Source organism: Stenotrophomonas sp. NRRL B-14846 (genome assembly GCF_050473585.1).
Classification (GTDB): Bacteria; Pseudomonadota; Gammaproteobacteria; order Xanthomonadales; family Xanthomonadaceae; genus Stenotrophomonas.
In genome coordinates, this window is record NZ_JBFLUN010000022.1 from 1,215,245 (window position 1) to 1,238,423 (window position 23,179).

Annotated in this window: 15 protein-coding genes; 13 read left to right on the top strand and 2 right to left on the bottom strand. The window is 66.8% G+C overall.

Annotated elements, in window-relative coordinates:
* Nucleotides 1–55 precede the first annotated feature (55 nt).
* From AB1281_RS07950 to cueR, 8 genes are all read left to right on the top strand, one after another.
* Complete coding sequence (locus tag AB1281_RS07950) at nt 56–1,645, top strand: calcineurin-like phosphoesterase C-terminal domain-containing protein (RefSeq protein WP_430345525.1); 1,590 nt, start codon at nt 56–58, stop codon at nt 1,643–1,645.
* A gap of 35 nt (nt 1,646–1,680) precedes the next feature.
* Nucleotides 1,681–1,965, top strand: a complete 285-nt coding sequence (locus tag AB1281_RS07955) for a hypothetical protein (RefSeq protein WP_005409434.1) — start codon at nt 1,681–1,683, stop codon at nt 1,963–1,965.
* Nucleotides 1,966–2,049: 84 nt separating this feature from the next.
* On the top strand, nt 2,050–3,072 hold the full coding sequence (locus tag AB1281_RS07960; protein ID WP_430345526.1) for a glucokinase: 1,023 nt from the start codon (nt 2,050–2,052) through the stop codon (nt 3,070–3,072).
* A gap of 51 nt (nt 3,073–3,123) precedes the next feature.
* Nucleotides 3,124–4,122 carry a N(4)-(beta-N-acetylglucosaminyl)-L-asparaginase gene (locus AB1281_RS07965; protein WP_430345527.1) on the top strand — a complete coding sequence of 333 codons (999 nt, stop codon included), beginning with the start codon at nt 3,124–3,126 and terminating at the stop codon, nt 4,120–4,122.
* A complete protein-coding gene (locus AB1281_RS07970; protein WP_430345528.1) occupies nt 4,119–4,850 on the top strand; it encodes a copper homeostasis protein CutC in 732 nt (243 codons plus the stop codon). Before AB1281_RS07965 ends, AB1281_RS07970 begins: the two co-directional genes overlap by 4 nt.
* Before the next feature lie 355 nt (nt 4,851–5,205).
* Nucleotides 5,206–8,163: a TonB-dependent receptor plug domain-containing protein gene (locus AB1281_RS07975; protein ID WP_430345529.1), complete on the top strand. Its 2,958-nt coding sequence runs from the start codon at nt 5,206–5,208 to the stop codon at nt 8,161–8,163.
* A gap of 174 nt (nt 8,164–8,337) precedes the next feature.
* Nucleotides 8,338–10,839 carry a heavy metal translocating P-type ATPase gene (locus AB1281_RS07980; protein ID WP_430345530.1) on the top strand — a complete coding sequence of 834 codons (2,502 nt, stop codon included), beginning with the start codon at nt 8,338–8,340 and terminating at the stop codon, nt 10,837–10,839.
* A gap of 11 nt (nt 10,840–10,850) precedes the next feature.
* Nucleotides 10,851–11,306, top strand: a complete 456-nt coding sequence (cueR, locus tag AB1281_RS07985; protein WP_430345531.1) for a Cu(I)-responsive transcriptional regulator — start codon at nt 10,851–10,853, stop codon at nt 11,304–11,306.
* A gap of 78 nt (nt 11,307–11,384) precedes the next feature.
* On the opposite strand, the gene AB1281_RS07990 is transcribed toward cueR, so the two are convergent.
* Nucleotides 11,385–11,579, bottom strand: a complete 195-nt coding sequence (locus AB1281_RS07990; RefSeq protein WP_430345532.1) for a heavy-metal-associated domain-containing protein — start codon at nt 11,577–11,579, stop codon at nt 11,385–11,387.
* Nucleotides 11,580–11,803: 224 nt separating this feature from the next.
* Nucleotides 11,804–14,878: a TonB-dependent receptor gene (locus tag AB1281_RS07995; protein ID WP_188489381.1), complete on the bottom strand. Its 3,075-nt coding sequence runs from the start codon at nt 14,876–14,878 to the stop codon at nt 11,804–11,806.
* A gap of 1,046 nt (nt 14,879–15,924) precedes the next feature.
* Here AB1281_RS07995 and AB1281_RS08000 point away from each other — a divergent pair.
* From AB1281_RS08000 to AB1281_RS08020, 5 genes are all read left to right on the top strand, one after another.
* On the top strand, nt 15,925–18,390 hold the full coding sequence (locus AB1281_RS08000; protein ID WP_430345533.1) for a GH92 family glycosyl hydrolase: 2,466 nt from the start codon (nt 15,925–15,927) through the stop codon (nt 18,388–18,390).
* A 96-nt stretch (nt 18,391–18,486) separates the two neighbouring features.
* The gene (locus AB1281_RS08005; protein ID WP_014037023.1) at nt 18,487–19,536 is read left to right on the top strand and encodes a LacI family DNA-binding transcriptional regulator; all 1,050 of its coding nucleotides are present in this window, start codon (nt 18,487–18,489) and stop codon (nt 19,534–19,536) included.
* A 60-nt stretch (nt 19,537–19,596) separates the two neighbouring features.
* Nucleotides 19,597–20,910 (top strand): L-fucose:H+ symporter permease, encoded by a 1,314-nt coding sequence (gene fucP / locus AB1281_RS08010; protein ID WP_008265126.1) that lies wholly within the window; start codon nt 19,597–19,599, stop codon nt 20,908–20,910.
* A 7-nt stretch (nt 20,911–20,917) separates the two neighbouring features.
* Entirely contained in the window at nt 20,918–21,913 is a 996-nt protein-coding gene (locus tag AB1281_RS08015) for a carbohydrate kinase family protein (RefSeq protein ID WP_430345534.1), read from the top strand.
* The gene (locus tag AB1281_RS08020; protein WP_430345535.1) at nt 21,910–23,136 is read left to right on the top strand and encodes an AGE family epimerase/isomerase; all 1,227 of its coding nucleotides are present in this window, start codon (nt 21,910–21,912) and stop codon (nt 23,134–23,136) included. The genes AB1281_RS08015 and AB1281_RS08020 overlap by 4 nt, the downstream gene beginning before the upstream one ends.
* The last annotated feature ends 43 nt before the right edge of the window (nt 23,137–23,179 follow it).

Here is a 23,179-nt window from a genome sequence, read left to right on the forward strand (position 1 = left end):
AGCCGAGCATGGCTCGGCTCTACAATAGGGGGTCTTCTTCTTTCCCGGACCGCCCATGAAACTGCCTGCCGCCTGGCTGTGCTGCCTGTTGCTGACCTCGCCGGCCTGGGCCGCGGATACCGTGGTCAGCGGCAAGGTCTACCTGGAGCGCGACGGCCGGCCCGGGCGCGGTGCGACCGATCCGGGGCTGGCCGGGGTGCAGGTTTCCAACGGCGAGACCATCGTCAAGACGGCCGCCGACGGCAGCTACAGCCTGCCGGTGCGCGACGGCCAGACCGTATTCGTGATCAAGCCCGATGCGTATTCGTTCCCGAAGGCGGCCGATGGCCTGCCTTCGTTCTGGCGCCACTACCGCCCGAACGGTTCACCGGCACTGAAGTATGGTGGCATCGCCGCGACCAGCGACGTCACCCGCAACTGGGATTTCGCCCTGCAGTCGGATCGCCATGACAGCCGCCGTGGTTTCCAGATGCTGGTGTTCACCGATTCGCAGACCGCCAGCCTGAAGGACATCGGCTACTACCAGCAGTCGATCGTGGCGCCGCTGGTCGGCCAGACCAAGGCGCGCATGGGCACCACCCTGGGCGACATCGTCAACGACGACCTGGCCCTGTACCCGGAGATCAACAAGGTCACTACCCAGCTTGGCGTGCCGTGGTTCCACGTGCCGGGCAACCACGACCTCGACTTCGATGCCGCCAGCGATGAGCATTCGCTGGACAGCTGGCGCAACATCTACGGCCCGGACACCTACGCGGTGGAGGAGGGTGGCGCCAGTTTCGTGTTCCTGGACGACGTGGTGTATGACCCCAAGGCCAAGCCGAAGTACGTCGGTGGCCTGCGCGAAGACCAGTTCGCTTTCCTCGCCAGCTACCTGAAAGGCCTGCACAAGGACCGCCTGCTGGTGCTGGGCATGCACATCCCGCTGTTCGACGCCGCGCCGGGGCGCGAGACCTTCCGCCACGCCGACCGCCAGCGCCTGTTCGACCTGCTGAAGGACTTCCGCAACGTGCTGGTGCTCAGCGGTCACAGCCACACCCAGCAGCACGTCTACCACGGCAAGGCCGAGGGTTGGAACGGCGACAAGCCGCTGCACGAATACAACGTCGGTGCCAACTGCGGTGCGTTCTGGTCGGGCGTCAAGAACGCCGCTGGCGTGCCGGACAGCACCATGAGCGATGGCACGCCGAAGGGCTATGCATTGCTCGACGTGGCCGGCAACGGCAGCTATCGCCTGCAGTACCGCGTGGCCGGCAAGCCGGCCAGCGAGCAGATCGGCCTGCACGCGCCGAAGGTACTGCGCCAGGGCGCCTATCCGGCGTGGGGTGTCTACGCCAACGTCTACATGGGTGAGGACGCCAGCGTGGTCGAGTACCGCGTCGATGGCGGCGCCTGGCAGCCGATGAAGCAGGTCAGCCAGCCCGATCCGCGCCTGATGGTGGAGAACGTGGCCGATGATCTGGCCAACAGCCTGCGCGGCTACGACCGTTCGCCGGAGGCCACCGCGTCGCCGCACCTGTGGCGGGGCGCGCTGCCGACCGACCTGGCAACAGGCAGCCACAAGGTCGAAGTACGCTCCACCCAGCCTGATGGTGCAGTGTTCACCGCCACCACCAGCTACAGCCTGCAGACTGCCCAGCCCTGACCCCGCGCACCAGCGCTCCAGCGAAAGGACCCCGCATGGATATCCGCTTCATGGCCGGCACCACGCCGGTGACCCTCAGCCGCCACTGGTTCACCGGCGCGATGCTGCTGCAGAGCGCCACCGAGAAGGTCTGGGTGCAGCACCCGCTGCATCCGGGCACCCACTTCTCGTTCTCGCTGGTACAGTCGTGGCTGCGTCACATCGCCGGCCACGAAGTGCTGGTCGAGCGCACCCGGCCGCTGTTGTTCGCCGGCTTCCGCCCGCAGCGCCTGCGCGTGCTGGTGGATGGCGTGCAGGTGGCCGAACAGGAAGGCATGTAGGCCAACCTGAACCATCGGCGCGCTAGGCAAAGCCGCCCCGATGCCTGAGAATCGGGGCGATTCAATCGATCCAAGCAGGCCAGCGTGACCATCGCAGCAGCGTCCCCGGTTTCCTCCGACTCCGCCCGCGGCGGTCTTCCGCGCCATCTGGTCGTTGCCGATGTCGGCGGCACCTTCGCCCGCCTGGCCTTGGCTGAGACCCAACCCGGCCAGGCGCCGCTGCTGGGCAGCCATCGCACCTATGCCTGCGCAGAGCACCCCAGCCTGGCCGCGATCCTGGCCGATTTCACCGCCGGCCTCGGCCAACCGGTGCAGACCGCGGTGGTCGCCATCGCCGGTCTGCTCGATGGCGATGTGCTGATCAATTCGAACCTGCCGTGGACGGTTTCGCTGTCGGCCACCCGCGCGCAGTCCGGGCTGCACGAGCTGCAGCTGATCAACGATTTCGAAGCGGTGGCGCTGGCCATCCCGTACCTGCAGCCGGAAACCCTGGTGCCACTGAACGGCGACGCCGATCCGGCGCAGGCGTTCCCGGCGCTGGTGCTGGGCGCCGGTACCGGCCTGGGTGCCGCGCTGCGTTTCGCCGATGGCGAGCGTCCGGTGCTGGCCAGCGAGATCGGCCATGCGGCGCTCGGCGCCGGCAACGCGCTGGAACTGCAGGTGCTGGGCAAGCTGCTGCAGCGCTGGCCGCACGTGGACAACGAGCGGGTGCTGTCCGGCAGTGGCCTGATGAACCTGTATCCGTGCCTGTGCGAACTGCGCGGCGTCACCCCGGTGTGGACCAGCACCGAGGCGCTGATCGGCGCCGCGCGTGGCGGCGAGGATGCACTGGCGGTGGAAACGTTGCAGGTGTTCTGTGCCTGGCTGGGCAGCCTGGCCGGCGACGCGGCGATCGCCGTCGGCGCGCGCTCGGTGTACCTGGCCGGTGGCATTTCCGCGCATGTGCAGGATTTCCTGGCCGATGGCCGCTTCCGTGAGCGCTTCCTCAACAAGGGCGTGCTGACCGAGGTGCTGCGCCAGGTGCCGGTGTGGCGCGTGGAGCATGGCCAGCTGGGCGTGCTCGGCGCAGCGGTCTGGCACGCCGCACGGCAGCCCACGCACGACTGATCGGCTCGGCCGGCATCGGGCCGGCCGTGCATTGCAGACTGGGAGGGGAAGATGGTGGATCGCAGGCAGTTCCTGCAGGCCGGTGCACTGGCCGCAGGCATGGCGGCATTGCCGGGCGTGCAGGCGCGCACGCAGGGGGGGGCCAGGGTGGTCTCCACCTGGGACTTCGGCGTACCGGCCAACCAGGCCGCATGGAAGGTGCTGGCGCAGGGTGGCAGCGCGCTGGATGCGGTGGAGGCGGGTGCACGCTGGGCCGAGAGCGAGCTGTGCAACCCCACCGTCGGCCATTGCGGCAACCCGGATCGCGACGGCGTGCTGAGCCTGGACGCGAGCATCATGGACGGCGATGGCCGTTGTGGTGCGGTGGCGGCGCTGGTCGACATCCTGCATCCGGTCTCGGTGGCGCGCAAAGTGATGGAGAACAGCCCGCACGTGCTGCTGGTGGGCGAGGGCGCGCAGCAGTTCGCGGTGCAGCAGGGTTTCGAGCGCAGGCACCTGCTGACGCCGCAGGCCGAAGCGGCCTGGCGCGAGTGGCTGAAGACCGAGAAGTACCAGCCGCAGATCAATGCCGAGCGCCGCGGTATTCCCGGCAACAGCGACAACCACGACACCATCGGCATGCTGGCACTGGATGCCAAGGGCCACCTTGCAGGTGCCTGCACCACCAGCGGCATGGCCTGGAAGCTGCACGGCCGGGTCGGCGACAGCCCGATCATCGGTGCCGGCCTGTATGTCGACAACGACGTGGGCGCGGCCACTGCTTCGGGCGTGGGTGAAGAGATGATCCGCAACGCCGCCTCGTTCCTGGTGGTCGAGCTGATGCGCCAGGGGCGCTCGCCGGCGCAGGCCTGCCGCGAAGCGATCGACCGCGTGGTGCGCAAGCGCCCGGAAGCGAGCAAGACACTGCAGGTCTGCTTCCTGGCCATGAACAAGCAGGGCGAGGTCGGCGCTTACGCGCTGCATCGCGGCTTTGTCTACGCGGTCTGCGATGGGCAGCGCCAGGATGACCTGCGCGACTCGCCATCGATCTACACGAGCACCCAGACGTGAGCACGCGGCTCACCCTGGAGATCGCCAGCAATTCGCTGGCGTCGGCGCTGGCCGCACAGGCCGGCGGCGCCGATCGTATCGAGCTGTTCGACAACCTGGCCGAGGGCGGCACCACGCCGTCCTTCGCCAGCATCGCGATGGCCCGCGAACGCCTGTCGATTCCGCTGTTCGTGCTGGTGCGGCCCCGCCCGGGCGACTTCCACTACGACGCGCTGGAAACCGAACTGATGCTGCGTGACATCGCGCAGTGCCGCGCGCTGGGCTGCGATGGCGTGGTGATCGGTGCGCTGGATGTGCAGGGCGGCATCGACGTGCCGTTGTGCCGTGAACTGGTGCAGGCTGCCGGGCCGCTGCAGGTGACCTTCCATCGCGCCTTCGATGCCGCCCGCGATCTGCCGGCCGCGCTGGAGCAGGTGATCGGGCTGGGTTGCCAGCGCGTGCTGACCTCGGGCGGTCAGGTCAGTGCCGAGGCGGGTGCCGATGTGCTGGCAGGCCTGGTCAGCCAGGCGGCGGGGCGTATCGCGGTGATGGCCGGCGCGGGGCTGGGCCCGGCCAATATCGCCGCCGTCGCACGACGGAGCGGCTGTACCGAGCTGCACGCCTCGGCCAAGGGCCTGCGCCGCTCGGCGATGCAGTTCCAGAACCCGGCGCTGCGCGGCCTGGACCCGGACTGGAACCAGACCGCCACCGCGACCGTGGCCGCGCTGCGGCAGGCGATGGACGCCTGACCGCAAGCCCGGGGTCAGAGCCCTTCTGCGAAGGGATCCGACCCGGTACGCGGACCGGCCACGGACAAAACCGTTCCGCGCGCGTCTGTCGCAATCGTGTCATCACTTCGTGCGCTGTTCTCTCAGCGATGTTTCGCAACCCTTTGATTGTTCTGGATACCGGCAGCCGATAGCGGCATTCCGCCGGACGTTGCTGCGCCGCCGCATGCCGGGCGTGGTTCAGCTGTGCTTTAGTTTGGATCGATCCACAGGGGAGGGCGTCGGGACGGTCTTGAACCGATCCAGGTGCCCGGATCAGCCGTAGTGCCGCGCCACCACCCGTCCGTGCGTCCACACTTTCGAAGAGCAACCACCCATGGCTCAGATCGTCCGCAAGCGTCGTCACCTGCTGTCCCAGGCCCTGGTCCTGGCCCTGTTGCCCCTGGCGGCCAGTGCGCAGGAAACCGCCAGTTCGTCCACCAAGGATCTCGACGCGGTCACCGTCACCGGCTCGCGCATCAAGCGCGCCAGCGTCGAAGGCCCGGCGCCGGTCAACGTGATCACCGCCGCGCAGATCCAGAAGGAAGGCTTTGTCAGCGTGTACGACGCGCTGAAGACCCTAACCGAAGCCACCGGCACCGTTGAAGCCGCCTCGCAGTGGGGCTCGCATACGCCCAATGCCAGCGGCCTGAACCTGCGCGGGATGGGCCCGAACCGTTCGCTGCTGCTGGTCAACGGGCGCCGCGTAGCGGACTACCCGCTGCCCTACGGTGGCGAAACCAACTTCTCCAACTACGGCAACATTCCGGCCGCGGCGGTCGAACGCATCGAAGTGCTGACCGGTGGCGCCTCGGCCATCTATGGCTCGGATGCGATCGCGGGCGTGGTCAACGTCATCCTGAAGACCAACTACGACGGCGACGAAGTGCGCGTGCGTGGGGGCACCTCCACCGAAGGCGGTCGCGATACCTGGGATCTGTCCTGGGCCGGCGGCAAGACCGGCGACAACTGGAGCGTGACCTACGCGCTGCAGTACACCAAGCGCGATCCATTGTTCGGCCGTGACCGCCCGCAGATGGACGATGCCGATGATGCGCCGTACCCGTCCTGGAACATGGAACAACGCAAGGTCGGGTTCCGTCCCACCGCCGGCCTGGCGCTGATCGATCCGACCACCGGCCAGCGCCTGGCGCCACCTGCGGGCACCTGCGAGAAGTTCAACGGCGAGTACTACACCGCCGATCGGCTGGTCTACAACTACGCCGCCAACACCATCAGCAACACCGGCCGCCTGTGCGGCATGAGCGCCGACTACGCCAACTGGCTGCTCACCGGAGGTTCCGAGAACGTGTCCGGCAACCTGTACGCCACCTTCGACTTCAGCAACGACCTGCAGGCCTGGACCAACCTGGCGGTGTACCGCTCCGAGGCGATCTGGGGCACCAATCCGCCCGGCGTGTCGCTGATCGACGATGACAACGGCTACTACTGGGATGCCAACCGCAACCGGCCGATCCTGGGCGTGCGCCAGTTCACCCCGAACGAGGTGGGTGGCCTGGATACGCTGCGCAATACCAACCGTGAACTGTCCTGGGACTGGAGCGCCGGCCTGCGCGGGCGCCTGGCCGACCGCTTCGACTGGAGCGCCACGGTGGGGCGTTCCTACTACCGCGTGGAAGAGCGGCAGAACGTGGTCGACAAGCAGAAGTCGTACGACTATTTCCTCGGCCCGAAGCTGGGCACCACCGCTGACGGCGAGGCGATCTACGCGTTGAACGAATCGCGCTGGTGGAACCCGCTGACGCCGGACCAGTATTGGCAGATGGGCACCGTCGCGAAGAACCGCGCGGCGTCGTGGGTCAACCAGGCGTCGGCGGATATCACCGGCGAGCTGTTCCAGGGCTGGGCCGGCCCGATCTCGTTCGCCGCCGTGGCCGAGGTTGCGCAGCAGGGCTATCACCTCAGCCCCGACCCACGCGCCGGCATCGACTTCGACCTGCAGAACGTCGATCGGGGTGGCGGCGAGCGCACCCGCTATTCGGCCGGCGTCGAGTTCAAGATTCCGCTACTGGAGAGCGTGACCGCCACCGCGGCCGCGCGCTATGACCGCTATGGCAATTACAAGGCCGACGACAGCAGCGAAGCGCTGGACATCGGCAGCCAGAAGGAAACCACCTGGAACGTCGGCCTGGAATGGCGCCCGGTGGAGTCGCTGCTGGTGCGTGGCTCCTATGCCACCAGCTTCCATGCACCGGACATGCACTACCTGCTGGGCCAGCCGAGCAGTTCGGAAGTACAGACCTATGACCGCCTGCGCTGCATCCAGAGTGGTGCCTACCTGGTCAACAACTGTGGCGTGGGCAACACCGATGTCTGGTACACGTTCGACGTGAACCGGCGTGGCACGCCGTTGCTGCGTTCGGAGACCGGTGATTCGTGGACGGTGGGTTTCGTCTGGGACGTGATGCCGAACCTGTCGGTCAGCGCGGACTACTGGGCGATCAAGCTGGAAGACATGATCGTCGACGTCGGCGCCGACGAGGTGCTGGCCAGCGAAGCGGGCTGCCTGACCGGCAAGAACATGGACGGCACGCCGTGGGCCAATCCGGCTGGCGGCGAGTACTGCGCCGGCATCCTGGCCCGCGTGAACCGTGACAGCAACGGTCGACTGGTGTCGATCGAGCGCGGCCCGTTCAACCTGGCCAGCCGCGAAGTGCGCGGTATCGACCTGACCGCACGCTACCGGCTGGAGACCGCGCAGTGGGGCAGCTTCCAGCTGGGGGTGAACTACACCAACCAGATCTCGACCAAGGAACAGCGCTACGCCGCCGACCCGAACCCGGAACGACGCGACCGCGACCTGCGCAGCAAGCTGCGCGCAAGCCTGGCCTGGCAACGCGGCAACTGGAATGCCAACGTCTATGCCGACCGCATTGGTTCGGTGCCGGGCGTGCGCTACCACTGGGGTACCGACCGCCTGGACAACCCCGGTGGCTGCCTGCCGTTCGCCGATGGCTACGTGCCCAGTGACAGCCCATCACTGAATTGCCTGGAGCCGGCACGGCTGCCGGATGGTTCGGTGAACCCGAACCCCAACGCCGGCCAGCAGACCTCGCGTTACTTTGGCCGCGTCGGGCCGTTCATCACCTGGAACTTCAACGTGGGCTACCAGGTGACCGAGCACGCCAAGGTCAATGTCTACGTCAACAACGTGTTCAATTCGGCCAGCTGGAACCACAAGGACCCGTACAAGCTGGACTACGACTTCGCCCCGACCCGCCTGCTCGGCGCGGTCGGCCGCGAATTCGCGCTGGAGTATGTGTTCACCTTCTGAGGCGGACAGCGGGGGCGTCGGGCCTTGATCCGCAAGGCGCCCCCGTCCGCCCGGTAGATCCACGCCATGCGTGGATGAACCCTTTCATGAACCCCGGGGTGGCTGGATTTGACCTTCCCACGATGGCAAGGTTTAGCCTGTCCGCATCCAGAAGGAATCCCCGGGAATCCGATCATGAACACGCCCCGCGCCGCCGCAATCCCCGCCAGCCCCTCCACCATCAGCCTGCCCATCGAGGGCATGACCTGCGCCAGCTGCGTCGGCCGTGTCGAAGCGGCGCTGTCCAAGGTCGAGGGCGTGGGCAGTGTTTCGGTCAACCTGGCCACCGAACGGGCGGACATCCGTGCGTCCGGTCCGGTCGATCGCGCCGCGCTGATCCAGGCGGTGGAGCGGGTGGGCTACGACGTGCCCGCCGCCACCATCGAGCTGGCAGTGGAAGGCATGACCTGCGCGTCCTGCGTTGGTCGCGTGGAGCGCGCGCTGCTGGCGGTGCCAGGCGTCAGCCAGGCCAGCGTCAACCTGGCCACCGAGCGCGCCACGGTGCGTGGCGTGGCCGATGCTGCAGCGCTGGTCGCCGCCATCGACAAGGCCGGCTATGACGCGCGCGTGATCGAGGCGGGTGTGCAGTCCGATGACGAGGCCGCGGAAAAAAAAGATGCCGAGCGCGCCGAGCTGAAGCGCGACCTGATCGTGGCCACCGCGCTGGCACTGCCGGTGTTCGTGCTGGAGATGGGCTCGCACCTGATTCCCGGCATGCACGAATGGGTGATGTCCACCTTCGGCATGCAGGCCAGCTGGTACCTGCAGTTCGTGCTGACCGCGCTGGTGCTGGCCATCCCGGGCCGCCGTTTCTACCAGAAGGGCGTGCCCGCATTGCTGCGGCGTGCGCCGGACATGAACTCGCTGGTGGCGGTGGGTACCGCCGCGGCCTTCGGTTACTCGGTGGTGGCGACATTCCTGCCGAAGCTGTTGCCGGCGGGCACAGTGAACGTCTACTACGAAGCCGCGGCGGTGATCGTCGCGCTGATCCTGCTCGGCCGCTTCCTTGAAGCCCGGGCCAAGGGCCGTACCTCCGAGGCGATCAAGCGCCTGGTCAACCTGCAGGCCAAGGTTGCCCACGTGGTCCGTGACGGCCGCAGCATTGATGTTCCGGTCAATGACGTGCTGAGCGGCGACGTGGTGGAAGTGCGTCCGGGCGAGCGCGTGCCGGTCGATGGCGAGGTGGTCGAAGGTCGCAGCTACATCGACGAGTCGATGATCAGCGGCGAACCGATTCCGGTGGAGAAGCAGCCGGGCAGCAGCGTGGTCGGCGGCACGGTCAACCAGAAGGGCGCGCTGACCGTGCGCGCGACGGCGGTGGGGGCGCAGACCATGCTGGCGCAGATCATCCGCATGGTCGAACAGGCGCAGGGCTCGAAGCTGCCGATCCAGGCGGTGGTCGACAAGGTCACGCTGTGGTTCGTCCCGGCGGTGATGCTTGCTGCATTGGCAACCTTCGCGGTCTGGTTGATCTTCGGGCCTTCGCCGGCGCTGAGCTTTGCGCTGGTCAATGCGGTGGCGGTGCTGATCATTGCCTGCCCCTGCGCGATGGGCCTGGCCACGCCGACCTCGATCATGGTCGGTACCGGTCGCGGCGCGGAGATGGGTGTGTTGTTCCGCAAGGGCGAAGCGCTGCAGTTGTTGAAGGACGCGCAGGTGGTGGCGGTGGACAAGACCGGCACGCTGACCGAAGGGCGCCCGCGCCTGACCGATCTGGAGATTGCTGCCGGCTTTGATCGCAACACGGTGCTGGCGGCAGTTGCCGCGGTGGAATCGCGCTCGGAGCATCCGATCGCCCGCGCGATTGTTGATGCTGCGACCGGGCAGGGCATCGTGTTGCCGGCCATGGCCGACTTCGAATCGGTCACCGGCATGGGCGTGCGCGCCAGTGTCGAGGGTGCACGCGTGGAGGTCGGTGCCGATCGCTTCATGCGTGATCTGGGCGTGGATATCACCGCGTTTGCGGCGCTTGCGGCCGAACTTGGCACGCAGGGCAAGTCGCCGATGTACGCGGCCATCGATGGACGCCTGGCCGCGATCATCGCGGTATCCGACCCGATCAAGCCGAGCACGCCGGCGGCGATCGCCGCACTGCATCAGCTGGGCCTGAAAGTGGCGATGATCACCGGTGACAATGCCGGCACCGCGCAGGCGATCGCACGCCAGCTCGGCATTGATGAGGTCGTGGCCGAGGTGCTGCCGGAAGGCAAGGTCGAAGCGGTGCGCCGCCTGAAGGCCACGCACGGCCACGTCGCCTTCGCTGGTGACGGCATCAACGATGCGCCGGCACTGGCCGAGGCCGATGTCGGCCTGGCCATCGGCACCGGCACCGATATCGCGGTGGAGTCGGCCGATGTGGTGCTGATGTCGGGCAACCTGCAGGGCGTGCCGAATGCCATCGCGCTGTCGAAGGCAACGCTGGGCAACATCCGGCAGAACCTGTTCTGGGCCTTCGCCTACAACACCGCGTTGATTCCGGTAGCGGCCGGCGTGCTGTACCCGGCCTGGGGCGTGCTGTTGTCGCCGGTATTCGCTGCCGGTGCGATGGCGCTGTCCAGCGTGTTCGTGCTGGGCAACGCGCTGCGCCTGCGCCGCTTCCAGCCGCCGATGGCGGAAGCCCCCTCCGCGACCCATTGAAGGAGAACCGCATGAACATCGGTGAAGCCGCCAAGGCCTCCAGCGTGTCGGCGAAGATGATCCGCTACTACGAACAGATCGGCCTGATTCCTGCGGCTGATCGCACCGAGTCGGGCTACCGGGCGTACTCGCAGGCGGACATCCACCGCCTGCGCTTCATCCGTCGCGCGCGCGATCTCGGCTTCCAGGTCGCCGAGATCACCGATCTGCTGGGCCTGTGGAACGACACCTCGCGCCACAGCGCCGACGTCAAGCACCTGGCCGAACAGCACATCGCCGATCTGGAACAGCGCATCGAGCAGATGCGGCAGATGGCCGACACGTTGAAATCGCTGATCAGCTGCTGCGCGGGCGATGAGCGCCCGGAATGCCCGATCCTGGAGCGGTTGGGCGAAGGCGATGAGGCTCCGGTGCCGGTCGTTGCCGCGAAGACCGGCGCGGTGCGGCGGCGCGCGCAGAAGCATTGAATCGATATCGCACGCACTGAAAAGCCCGCCCTGTGACAGCGCACGGGGCGGGCTTGGTTGTGGACGCAGGGCAGGGAATCAGGCGGTGCGCGGCGGGAAACCGGCATCGTTCACCGCGGCGAACACCTGTTCCTGCGAGGCGGTGGTCTGCACCTTGACCAGGCCGGTCGGCGGATCGGCCACCACGCTGGCGTTCGGATCGATCTGCTGGATCGCGCGGGTCACGCTGCGTGCGCAGCCGCCGCAGGTCATGCCGTCGACATGGAATTTCATCTGTAGCTCCTTCGGTGCTCTTGGGATGGGACCAGTGTGCACCTTCCAACGATGGCAGGGTCAAGCGCTGGACTGAATGGCAACGCACCAACGAAAACGCACCAATGAACACGCACCAATGAAAACGGCAGCCACCTGTACCAGCGCGGCTGCCGTGGAGGAACGTCCCCGCCGGGGCGGGGCGTGGGTTGCGCCGGGGCGGGCCCGGGCAACCCGGTACAGGCTCAGAACTTCCAGTTCACGCCGAAATACAGCTGGCGGCCGGCGTACAGGTTGGACAGCAGGCGGGCCTGGCTGTCGTTGCCGATGTAGCTGCGAAGCTCGGACTTGGTGGCGTTCAGCACGGCAGCCGTTACCGTCCAGTCCGGGGTGAGGTTGTAGGCCACGTTCAGGTCAAGCTGGCTGTACGGCTTGGTGTAGGTGGTCATGCCATTGTTCAGGCCACCGACCACTTCACCACGCCGGTTGTACGAAGCACGTGCCAGGAATTTGTCGTTCTCGTAGAACACGGTCACATTGGCCTGGTTCTTGGCACTGCCGACCAGAGGCGATGAGCCGATTTCCTCGCCGTCCAGCACGATCGAGGCCAGGTTGGTGTCGTTGTAGGTGTAGTTGGCCTGCACACCCAGACCGAAGTCGAACGTGTACTGGCCATACAGTTCCACACCCTGCGACACGCCATCGCGGCCGTTGGCCTGGGTCTCGTACTTCTGCACGGTCACCGACTGCCCGCCGACATTCATCTGCTGGTCGCGCACCACCGGCACGGTGAAGTTGTCCACGTTCTTGCGGAACAGCGAAACACCTGCGACCGCGCCCGGCTTGAAGTACCACTCCAGGCCAAGGTCGAACTGGACCGCCTTGAACGGCTCCAGCGCCTTGTTGCTGCCCGAGCCGTACCAGCCGGGCGTGTCGGTGCCGCCGGTGACACGGCGGTCGTTGGCGTACTCCTCGCTGATGTAACGCAGGCCGCCGGGGTAGGCGATGCTGGTGTAGCTCGGGCGTGCGACCACCTTCGATGCCGCGCCGCGCAGCACCAGGTTGTCGGTGATGTCCCAGGCGATGTTGAAGCTGGGCAGCACGTCGGTATAGGTCTTTTCCAGCGACGACAGGGCGTACACCTTGTCGCGTACCTGGGGGTCAGGGAGGCGGACGAAGCCACCCTGGCAGCGCAGGTTCGGATCGGCGGCCGGATCATCGCAGCTCATCGGCGCGCCGCTGGCGTTGTCGACGAAGTAATCGTTGAAGCGCTCGACCGAATCGCTCGACTGGGCGAACTGCTTGGTGCGCACCACGCGCACGCCGATGTTGCCGCGGACGCGCTCGGTGCGGAAGTTGGCCTGGAAATATCCGGAGTAGATCTTTTCGTTGACGTCGTAGACGAAGTCTTCCTCGGTACGATTGTGCGAGCCGCCGTAGGTCTTGTTCAGGTAATCGATGTAGGCCGGGTAGTTGATGCCCGGGAACACGTTGGCGTTGAAGGCGCCGGTGATGTTGCTGATCGGGTTGGACAGGAAGAAGCCCGGCTGCGCATCACCTGCGGTCGGATCGCAACCGGCCTGGTAGCGATTGTTGTCATAGTCGGAGGGGTCCAGGCCCGGGCATACCCAGTAGGTGTTGCCGGTATTGCGGTGGACCTTGCCATCGCGGTACTTGGCACCGAACTGGATCGAGTCCAGCCAGCCGGCCTCGAACAGTTTGGTGACGTCTGCCTGGAAGTAGTTCTGCTTGACCTCCGTCTGCATCCACGACGAGTCGGTCGAGCCGGTATCGACTTCCGCGACGCCAGCCATCAACTGCTGCTGCAGGTCCGGCGAGAACTGCACCGACGGCGTGCCGGTGAGGTCCCACGCGGTGTACTGGTTGCCGGACTGCCACTGGTTGCCGACCTTGCGGCGCGGCTTGGCCGACATGCGGAAGTTCATCGACGGGCCGCCTTCGGACCAGGTGCGGCCACCGGTGAACGAGGCCTTCCACAGCGGGCTGATGTCCCAGTCGATGGTCAGGTCGGCGGTCTGCGAAAGCGCCTTCTCCTTGCTGTAGCCGCCGGTGAGCTGCGGAGTGGGGATGGTGCAGTCGTCCGGGCCCCAGCCGCCGGGCTTGAGGCCGGCGGCCGCCGCTTCATCCTCGCTGCAGTAGTAGGTCTTTCCGGCCAGCTTCTGGTACTGCGCGCCAGTAACGATGCTGCCACTTGGGTCGAAGTCCAGGCCGTTGAGCAGGCGGCCGCCGGCCCAGTTGCCGTCCTGGTTGTAACGGGCCAGGTTCCACTCCGGCACCTTCAGCATGTTCTGCGTGTAGTCGCCCTGCAGTTCGAAGCGGAAGTAGTTGGCCGTCATCGTGACGTTGTCGACCGGCTTGAACTGGAAGGTCAGCTGCCCGCCCTTGCGCTCGCGCTTCTCTTCCTTCACTGCGAAGTTCACCGAGGTCGGCATGAAGAACTCGCTGTAGTTCTTGCCGGCCTGGTTGTTGAAGCCGGACTGGCCCCACCAGTAGTGAATGCCATCCTGTTCCAGCAGATTGCCGTTGGCATCGCGGGCAGTGGTGCCGTTGCCGTACCACTGGTAGTCCTCGGTGCTGGCTTCCATGGTGCGGGTGGTGCGGTTCTGCTGGGTCACGCCGACCAGCACGCCGAAGCGCTCATCCTTGCTGTGCCATGAGTACAGCGCCGACACCTGCGGATCGACATCGTGGCTGGTGTCGGAGGTGGTGCCCTCCAGGTTCACGTAGCCGGAGTTGGATTCCATGTCGAGCGGGCGCCGGGTATGCAGGATGACCGTGCCGCCGATGCCGCCTTCGTCGATGCGCGCTTCCGGCGACTTGAACAGCTCGGCGCTGGACAGCATGTTCGACGGCAGCAGGGTGTAGTTGAAGGAACGGGTGGCTTCGTTGTTGGTTTCCGAGGAGGCGACGAAGTTGCCATTCAACTGGGTCAGGGTCAGGTCTGGCGCAAGGCCGCGCACGCTGACACTCTTGCCTTCGCCACCGCTGCGGGTGATGACCACGCCGGGCACGCGCTGCAGCGCGTCGGCGACGTTCTTGTCGGGGAACTTGCCGACGTCCTCGGCAGTGATCACTTCGACCACCGCGTTGGCATCGCGCTTCTGCTCAAGGCTCTTTTCAATGGCGTAGCGGTAGCCGGTGACCTGGACGCTGTCCAGGGTGGTGGCATCCTGCGCGCCGGTGGACGTGGCCTGCTGCGCGGCGGCGCCAGCCGGAATGACGGCGGCGGCCAATGCCAGCGCGATGGCCAACGCCAGTGCGTCCTGGCCATGCGTGCGTGTTGAATGCTTCATTCCCATCTCTCCCTCTCTCCTGGATTGATCCGGTGACGTGGCACGGACAACTTGAATCGATCTAATTTGAAGTGACTTTGTCGCTGTCGCCATGCAGTGGCAGTAGCACCGCGCGCGTGGCCTGGTACGTCCTGTTGCTGCTCCCCCAACTCCCGGCCATCGCAGCGTCGTCTTGGATCGATCTAAGCGATGGGCGGGCGATTTTTAGCATGGGTCGCCCTTGGGCGCATGCTGCTCCGCAATATGGTACTGGCGTGGCGAAGGGATGACGGTTTGCTGAAATCAGTGAAATCGTTTTCGTGCGCAGGGAAGGGTGGGCCGGCAGGGCGGCGCCCTGCACCTGCGGTAGTGCCGGCCGCTGGCCGGCAAGAGCCAAAGCCAAAGCCAAAGCCAAAGCGGCTCTGGGTTGTCTGTGGGTTGGGCGGGGTGGTGTCGGATTGCGGGGACGCCGTAAACCCGTCCATGGGGGCTTGGCCGCGGCATCCATGCCGCGGACACCCCGCAATCCGACACCGCCCCGCCTTCGACAGTTTCCAGGTGACGGTTGGATTGATCCTGGAACGACATGGGGTCGTGGGGTCAGATCCGTTTTCCTTTGGAAAACGGATCTGACCCCAATTGATTTCGTTATCTGACAGAGATTCATCCACGCATGCTGTGGATTCACAGATCGCGGAAATCTGTCGAAGGCGGGGTGGGTCCGGTTGCGGGGGCGTGAGCGCCATGGATGGCGCGACCGAGCCTACATGGACGTATTTACGGCGTCCCCCGCAACCGGACCCACCCCGCCATCCCACGGACAGCCGGCTTTTGCTTCGGCTTCGGCTTCGGCAGGTGCAGGGCGCAGCCCTGCCGAACACCCCTCTCATGCTGCGCCGCAGAATGCATTCGGCTGAACCTGCATGCTCTACTTGAATCGATCTAAATTCACGGTCTGGTGGGTCGGGCGTCATTCCAGGGGGAGCTCTCTGCAGGTCAGGGCAGGGCTCAGCGGAACGGTGCCGGATGGCCCCGGCCGTCTGCCTCCGCGTCATCGACTACAGGAACCCGACATGCGTCCAGTGCCGTCCGCTCCCGCCGTCCCATTGTCCTCGCGCCCGCTGGTGCGCCTGGCCTGCCTGCTCGCGCTGTCGTCAGTGCCGGTGCTGCTGCAGGCCGCACCGGCCGCGCTGGAACGCGAGGTCAATACCTTCATCGGCAGCAAGGACGATGGCAATACGTTCCCGGGCGCGTCGGCGCCGTTCGGCCTGATCCAGGTCAGCCCGATCGGCAGCCACTATTCGGGCTGGCGCTACGACGACGAGAAGATCCGTGGCTTCGGCCATTCGTTCATTTCCGGCGCCGGCTGCTGGGAGCAGGGTGGACAGGTGTCGGTGCTGCCAGTGACCGGTTCGATCGGCCCAGGCGGCGATTTCGATACCGGCAACGCCAAGCAGTTCGATCACAAGGCCTATGCCGCGTCCTACACCCACGACGGCGAGGTCGGCCAGGCCGGCTACTACAAGGTGCGGCTGACCAGCTACGGCGGCATCGACGCCGAGGCGACCGCGCGCACCCGTGCCGCGGCCGAGCGCTACACCTTCAGCCAGCGCAACGGCGAGGGCCACGTGCTGGTCAACGTCGGCCAGGCCAACGAACGCCACTCGGTGATCGGCAGCGTGGTCGATGTGGTCGGCGACCGTGTGGTTGAAGGCAAGCTGGTCACCAAGAGTTTCTGTGGCGGCCATCAGTACACCACCTGGTTCCGCATCGAGTTCGACCGCCCGTTCAAGGCGCATGGCACCTGGGGCGAGGGCGGTGGCCTGCCGGGTGCGCGCCACAGCATGGAAGGCGAGCAGAAGCCGAACGGTGCCTGGCTCAGCTTCGACCTGGCCAAGGGCCAGTCGGTGACGGCGGTCAGCGCGATCTCGCATGTGGATGCCGAAGGTGCGCGCGCCAACCTGCGTGCGGAGGGCATGCAGGGTGGGGCGCTGCTCGGTTTCGACCGCATGCGCGCGTTGTCGCAGCAGTCCTGGCGCGATCAGCTGGGCCGGGTGCGCGTGCAGGGTGGCAGTGCTGATGACCGCACCGTGTTCTACAGCGCGGTCTACCACGCGCTGCTGCAGCCGATGACCGGTAACGACGCCGATGGCCGCTACCGTGGCTACGACGATGGCATCCACCGCGCCGATGGCTGGACCTATTACGAGTACTTCTCGCTGTGGGATACCTATCGCGCGCAGAACCAGTGGCTGGCGCTGACCCGCCCGGACGTGGCGCGTGACATCGGCCGCACGCTGTTGGCAATCGACGAGCAGGGCGGTTGGCTGCCGCGCTGGGGCTATGCCAACTTCGAGACCAACATCATGACCGGCGATCCGGTCACGCCGTTCATGGTCGACCTGTGGCGCTTCGGTGCGCTCAAGGGCCGTGAATCGCAGGCGTGGGATGCGCTGCGCCGCAATGCGTTCGGCACGCCGCCGCTGAACTCGCGAATGGCCGGCCGTTCCGGCAACCCGACCTACCTGGACAAGGGCTACGTGGTCTACGACCGTGCGTTCCCCTCCAAGGGCATGGACGTTGATCCGCATCACGGTGGTTCGGCGACGCTGGAGTATGCGCTGGCCGACTGTGCGCTTTCGCAGATGGCCGACGGCCTGGGCCACGCGCAGGACGCGGCGACGCTGCGTGAGCGCGGCCGCAACTGGCGCAAGGTGTGGGACCCGCAGGTGCGCGACGCAGAGACTGGCTTCACCGGTTTCCCGCGCCCGCGTACCGAGGACGGCCAGTGGTACACGCCGGCCGATGGCCACTACAGCCCACGCTCGCACCATGGTTTCCATGAGGGTACGGCGTGGCAGTACCAGTGGCTGGCGCAGCAGGACGTGCCGGGCCTGGTCGAAGCGATGGATGGCCGCGAGCAGGCCGGTCGCCGCCTCGATGCGTTCTTCGCGATGGACGCGCTGCAGGCCGATCCGCTCAATGCCGCCCGCAAGGAGTGGGTGGTCGGGCCGTACAGCTACTACAACCAGTTCCGCTACAACCCGAACAACGAGCCGGACCTGCACTCGCCGTGGCTGTACACGCTGATCGGCCAGCCGTGGAAGACCGCAGCGGTGGTGCGTGCCGCGCAGCAGTTGTTCACCAATGCGCCGAACGGCGTGACCGGCAATGATGACCTCGGCACGATGTCGGCCTGGTACCTGTTCAGCGCCATCGGCGTGTATCCGGCGGTGCCGGGCAGCGGCCAGTTCCTGCTGCATACGCCGCGCTTCAGCAAGGTGGAAGTGGACCTGGGCAATGGCCGCACGCTGCGCATCGACGCGCCGGGCGCCGATGGCCGCCGCCTGCAGTACGTGCAGGGCGTGAAGGTCGATGGCCAGGCGCATGCGCCGGTGTGGCTGGACTGGAACCAGCTGCAGCAGGGCCCGCGCCTGCAGTTCGCGCTCGACGCGAAGGCGCCGGAGCAGGGCTGGGGTACGGCGGTGAAGGACCTGCCGGTGTCCTGGTGCGCGGCACCGGGCAGCCAGCTGCGCTGAGCCGGACTGTGCCGTTCGCGGTGACCCAGCGAACGGCACGGCACGACGGGGCCCTGATCCATTAGGCTTGAGCATCCAGCGGAGTCCGGGAAGACGATGAACGACAACGGCAGCAGTCCCAGCAAGCGCGCCGGCAAGGCGGTGACGGTGACCGACATCGCGCGAGCGATCGGCGTGTCACGGGCAACCGTGTCGCTGGTGCTGCGCGGCAGCCCGCTGGTCAACGTCGATACCCGCGCCAAGGTCGAGGCCGAGCTGCGTCGCCAGCGCTATGTCTACAACCGCGCGGCGGCCAACCTGCGCCGGCGGACCTCGTCGAGCATCGCGCTGGTGATCAACGATCTGTCCAACCCGTTCTTCGCCGAATTCGCGTCCGGCGTGGACGAGGCGCTGGGCGGACGCGGTTACGTGACCCTGCTCGGCAGCACCGGCGAATCGCCGGAGCGACAGCAGGCGGTGCTGTCCACGTTGATGGAGCACACGCCCGCCGGCCTGATCCTGTCGCCGGCCGAGGGCAGTGACACCGCGCTGCTGCGGCAGGCGCTGGGCGCCAATGCCAACGTGCTGCTGTTCAACCGTGAACTGGAAGGGGCCGACTGGGACTTCCTGACCCTGGACAACCAGCACGGCGCCTATCTGGCCACGCGTCACCTGATCGAGCGTGGTCATCGCCAGATCGCCTTCTTCGGTGGCCACGCCGCGTCCAGTTCGTGCCACCAACGCCGTGCCGGGTTCCAGCAGGCGCTGGCCGAGGCGGGTCTGTCGCTGCCGCCGGGCTGGATGATCGAGTCGGCACCGAACCGCCTGGAAGCCGCGGCGCGCACCGATGAGCTGTTTGCCGATGGCCATCGTCCGAGTGCGGCGGTCTGCTACAACGACACCGTCGCGCTGGGCCTGATGCTGGGCTTGAACTCGCGTGGCATCCGCCCGGGTGGCGACTTCGCCGTTACCGGTTTCGATGATATTTCCGAGGCGTCGGTCGCGGTGCCGCCGTTGACCACGCTCACCGCCGACCCGCGCGAGCGGGGCCGGCAAGCTGCCGCGCTGCTGCTGCAACGACTGGATGAACCGGACGCGCCGCCACGGCGCACGGTCGCGCCGGTGCAGCTGCGCATCCGCGAAAGCAGTGCCGCACGTCCGAACTGATTCCTTCCATACACCCCTTCCACGCAACAACGACCTTCCGCGCATCGAGGCGCGTACCGCATGCCGATCTCCGCAACGCCCCGTCCATCGGGTTCTTCGGGCAACGCACCCGCCGTCACCAACGGCAAGGCGCTCGCTGTCGTCACCACGATCTTCTTCATGTGGGGCTTCCTGACCTGCCTCAATGACATCCTGATCCCGCACCTGAAGGCGGTGTTCGAGCTGAACTACGCCAAGGCGATGCTGGTGCAGTTCACCTTCTTCGGCACCTATTTCCTGATGTCGCTGCCGGCGGGTCGGCTGGTGGCGGCGCTGGGCTACAAGAAGGGCATCGTGGCCGGCCTGGTGATCGCCGGCATCGGTGCGCTGGGCTTCTGGCCGGCGGCCGAGCTGCGCGTGTATGGCGCCTTCCTCGGTGCGCTGTTCGTGCTGGCCAGCGGCATCACCGTGCTGCAGGTCGCTGCCAATCCTTACGTGGCGCTGCTGGGTCCGGAGCAGACCAGTTCCAGCCGCCTGACCCTGGCACAGGCGCTGAACTCGCTGGGCACGGCCATCGCGCCGATCTTCGGCGGCATGCTGATCCTGTCCAACACGGTCAAGAGTGCCGATGACATCGCGGCGCTGCCGGCCGCCGAGCAGCTGGCCTACCGTGCCGCCGAGGCGCAGGCCGTGCAGGGCCCGTACGTGGGCCTGGCGGTGGCGCTGGTGCTGCTGGCGCTGTTCGTGTTCCTGTTCCGCCTGCCGGCGCTGAGTGATGCCACCGAGCAGGCTGACCAGGGCCACCACCACAGCTACCTGGATGCGCTGCGCAAGCGCCACCTGCTGCTGGGCGTGCTGGGCATCTTCTTCTATGTCGGCGCCGAAGTGTCGATCGGCAGCTTCCTGGTCAACTACCTGTCGATGCCGAACATCGGCGGCTTCAGCGAACAGCAGGCCACGCATTACGTGTCGGCCTACTGGACGATGGCGATGATCGGCCGCTTCGCCGGCTCGGCGCTGCTGGCGCGCTTCTCGCCCAGCCGCCTGCTGGCGATCTTCGCGCTGGTCAACGTGGGGCTGCTGGTCACGACCATGCTGAGCTCCGGCAACGTCGCGCTGTACTCGGTGGTGGCCATCGGCCTGTTCAACTCGATCATGTTCCCGACCATCTTCGCGCTGAGCATCGAGCGCCTGGGCCCGCTGACCAACAAGGGCTCCAGCCTGCTGATCATGGCCATCGTCGGCGGTGCCGTGGTGCCGTACCTGCAGGGCGTGCTGGCCGACCACATCGGTGTGCAGGCCAGCTTCATCCTGCCGCTGCTGTGCTACGGCTACATCATTTTCTACGGACTGGTCGGCGCGCGTACGCCGGCCTCCGCAACGCAGGGAGGCTGAGTCCGGAATGGGTGCCATCGTTTGCTTCGGCGAAATTTTGATCGATCTACTAGCGCAGCCGCCGGCCTCGGCCGACACCCCGCGCGCGTTCCTGCAGTACGCCGGCGGTGCGCCGGCCAACGTCGCGGTGGCGGCTGCGCGGCTGGGGGCGAAGACCCAGTTCGTCGGCATGCTTGGCCGCGACATGTTCGGTGACTTCCTGGCCGGCAGCCTGGTCGAGCACGGCGTGGGCACGGATTACATCGTGCGCACCGACGCGGCCAAGACTGCGCTGGCCTTCGTCGCGCTGGATGCCAGTGGCGAGCGCAGCTTCAGTTTCTACCGCCCGCCGGCGGCTGACCTGCTGTTCCGTGACAGTGACTTCCAGGCGGAGTGCCTCGACAGCGCGCAGTGCTTCCACGTCTGTTCCAACAGCCTGACCGAGCCGGCCATCGCCGAGGCGACCTTCGCCGGCATGGATCGTGCGCGCGCGGCCGGTGCGGTGGTCAGCCTCGATCTGAATCTGCGCCCGGCACTGTGGCCCGCCGACGTCGATCCGACGCCGCGCCTGTGGCAGGCGCTGGAGCGCGCCGACCTGGTCAAGCTGTCGCGCGAGGAACTGGATTACCTGGCCGCGCCGATGGGCGCCGATGGCGAGGCGGCGGTGCTGCGGCGCCTGTTGGCCGCGCAGGCGCGCTGGGTGATCGTCACTGATGGCGCGGCCACGCTGCACTGGTACACCCGCGACAACCACGGCACGGTGACCAGTTTCCGCGTGGCCACGGTCGATACCACGGCCGCCGGCGATGCCTTCGTCGGTGGCGTGCTGGTCGGCCTGCTGGAGCGGGGTGGGGCGGGCGCTGGTTTCGCTGCGTTCTGCCAGGACCCGGAGGCGATCACCGCCACGCTGCGCTTCGGTGCCGCCGTGGGTGCGCTGGCTGTTACCCGCAAGGGCGCGTTCGCCGCGATGCCCTCGCTTGATGAAGTGCAGCAGCTGCTGCAGGCACAGGACATTACCGCATGAGCACCTCGCCCGATTTCCGTTCGCCCGCGTTCCTGCGCGCGCATATCGCCGATACGATGGCGTTCTACCACCCGCGCTGCATCGATGCGGACGGCGGCTTTTTCCACTACTTCCGCGATGACGGCAGCATCTACGATGCCGGCCACCGCCACCTGGTGAGCAGCACCCGCTTCGTCTTCAACTATGCGATGGCCTACCGCGAATTCGGCAACGCCGAGTACCGCGAGGCCGTCGAGCACGGCGTGCGCTACCTGCGCGAGGTGCACCGCAACCCGGCCACCGGCGGCTACGCCTGGACCCTGCGCGACGGCAAGGTCGAGGACGACATGAACCACTGCTACGGCGTGGCCTTCGTGCTGCTGGCCTACAGCTGCGCATTGAAGGCCGGTGTCGAGCAGGCGCGCGACTGGATGGACGAGACCTGGCAGCTGCTGGAAGCGCGCTTCTGGGAGCCGCAGCATGGCCTGTACAAGGACGAAGCCGACGGCCAGTGGAACTTCACCGGCTACCGCGGCCAGAACGCCAACATGCACATGTGCGAGGCGATGCTGGCCGCGTTTGAGGCTAGTGGCGAGCAGCGCTATGTCGAGCGCGCGCTGCAGCTGGCCGACAACATGACGCGCCGCCAGGCCGCCAAGGCCGGTGGCCTGGTCTGGGAACATTACGATTCCAACTGGGAGATCGACTGGGACTACAACCTGGACGATCCCAAGCATCTGTTCCGCCCGTGGGGTTTCCAGCCTGGCCACCAGACCGAGTGGGCCAAGCTGCTGCTGATCCTTGATCGCCACGTGCAGGCCGACTGGCTGGTGCCGACCGCGCAGCACCTGTTCGACGTGGCCGTGGCGCGCAGCTGGGACGACGCCCGGGGCGGCCTGTACTACGGCTTCGCACCGGAATCGCGCCGGCAGCCCGGCATGGACGGCGCCCCGATCGGCGGCGACAGCTTCGTCTGCGACGACGACAAGTACTTCTGGGTGCAGGCCGAAACGCTGGCGACCGCCGCGCTGATGGCCAAGCGCACCGGCGACGACCGCTACTGGCAGTGGTACGAGCGCATCTGGGCGTATTCGTGGGAGCACTTCGTCGACCACCAGTACGGCGCCTGGTTCCGCATCCTCGATGCCGACAACCGCAAGTACAGCGACGAGAAGAGCCCGGCCGGCAAGGTGGATTACCACACCATGGGCGCGTGCTACGAAGTGTTGAACGTGGTGCGTTGAGGCGCGTGTCGCCGTACGCATGATGAATCGGAATCGGTAGCGC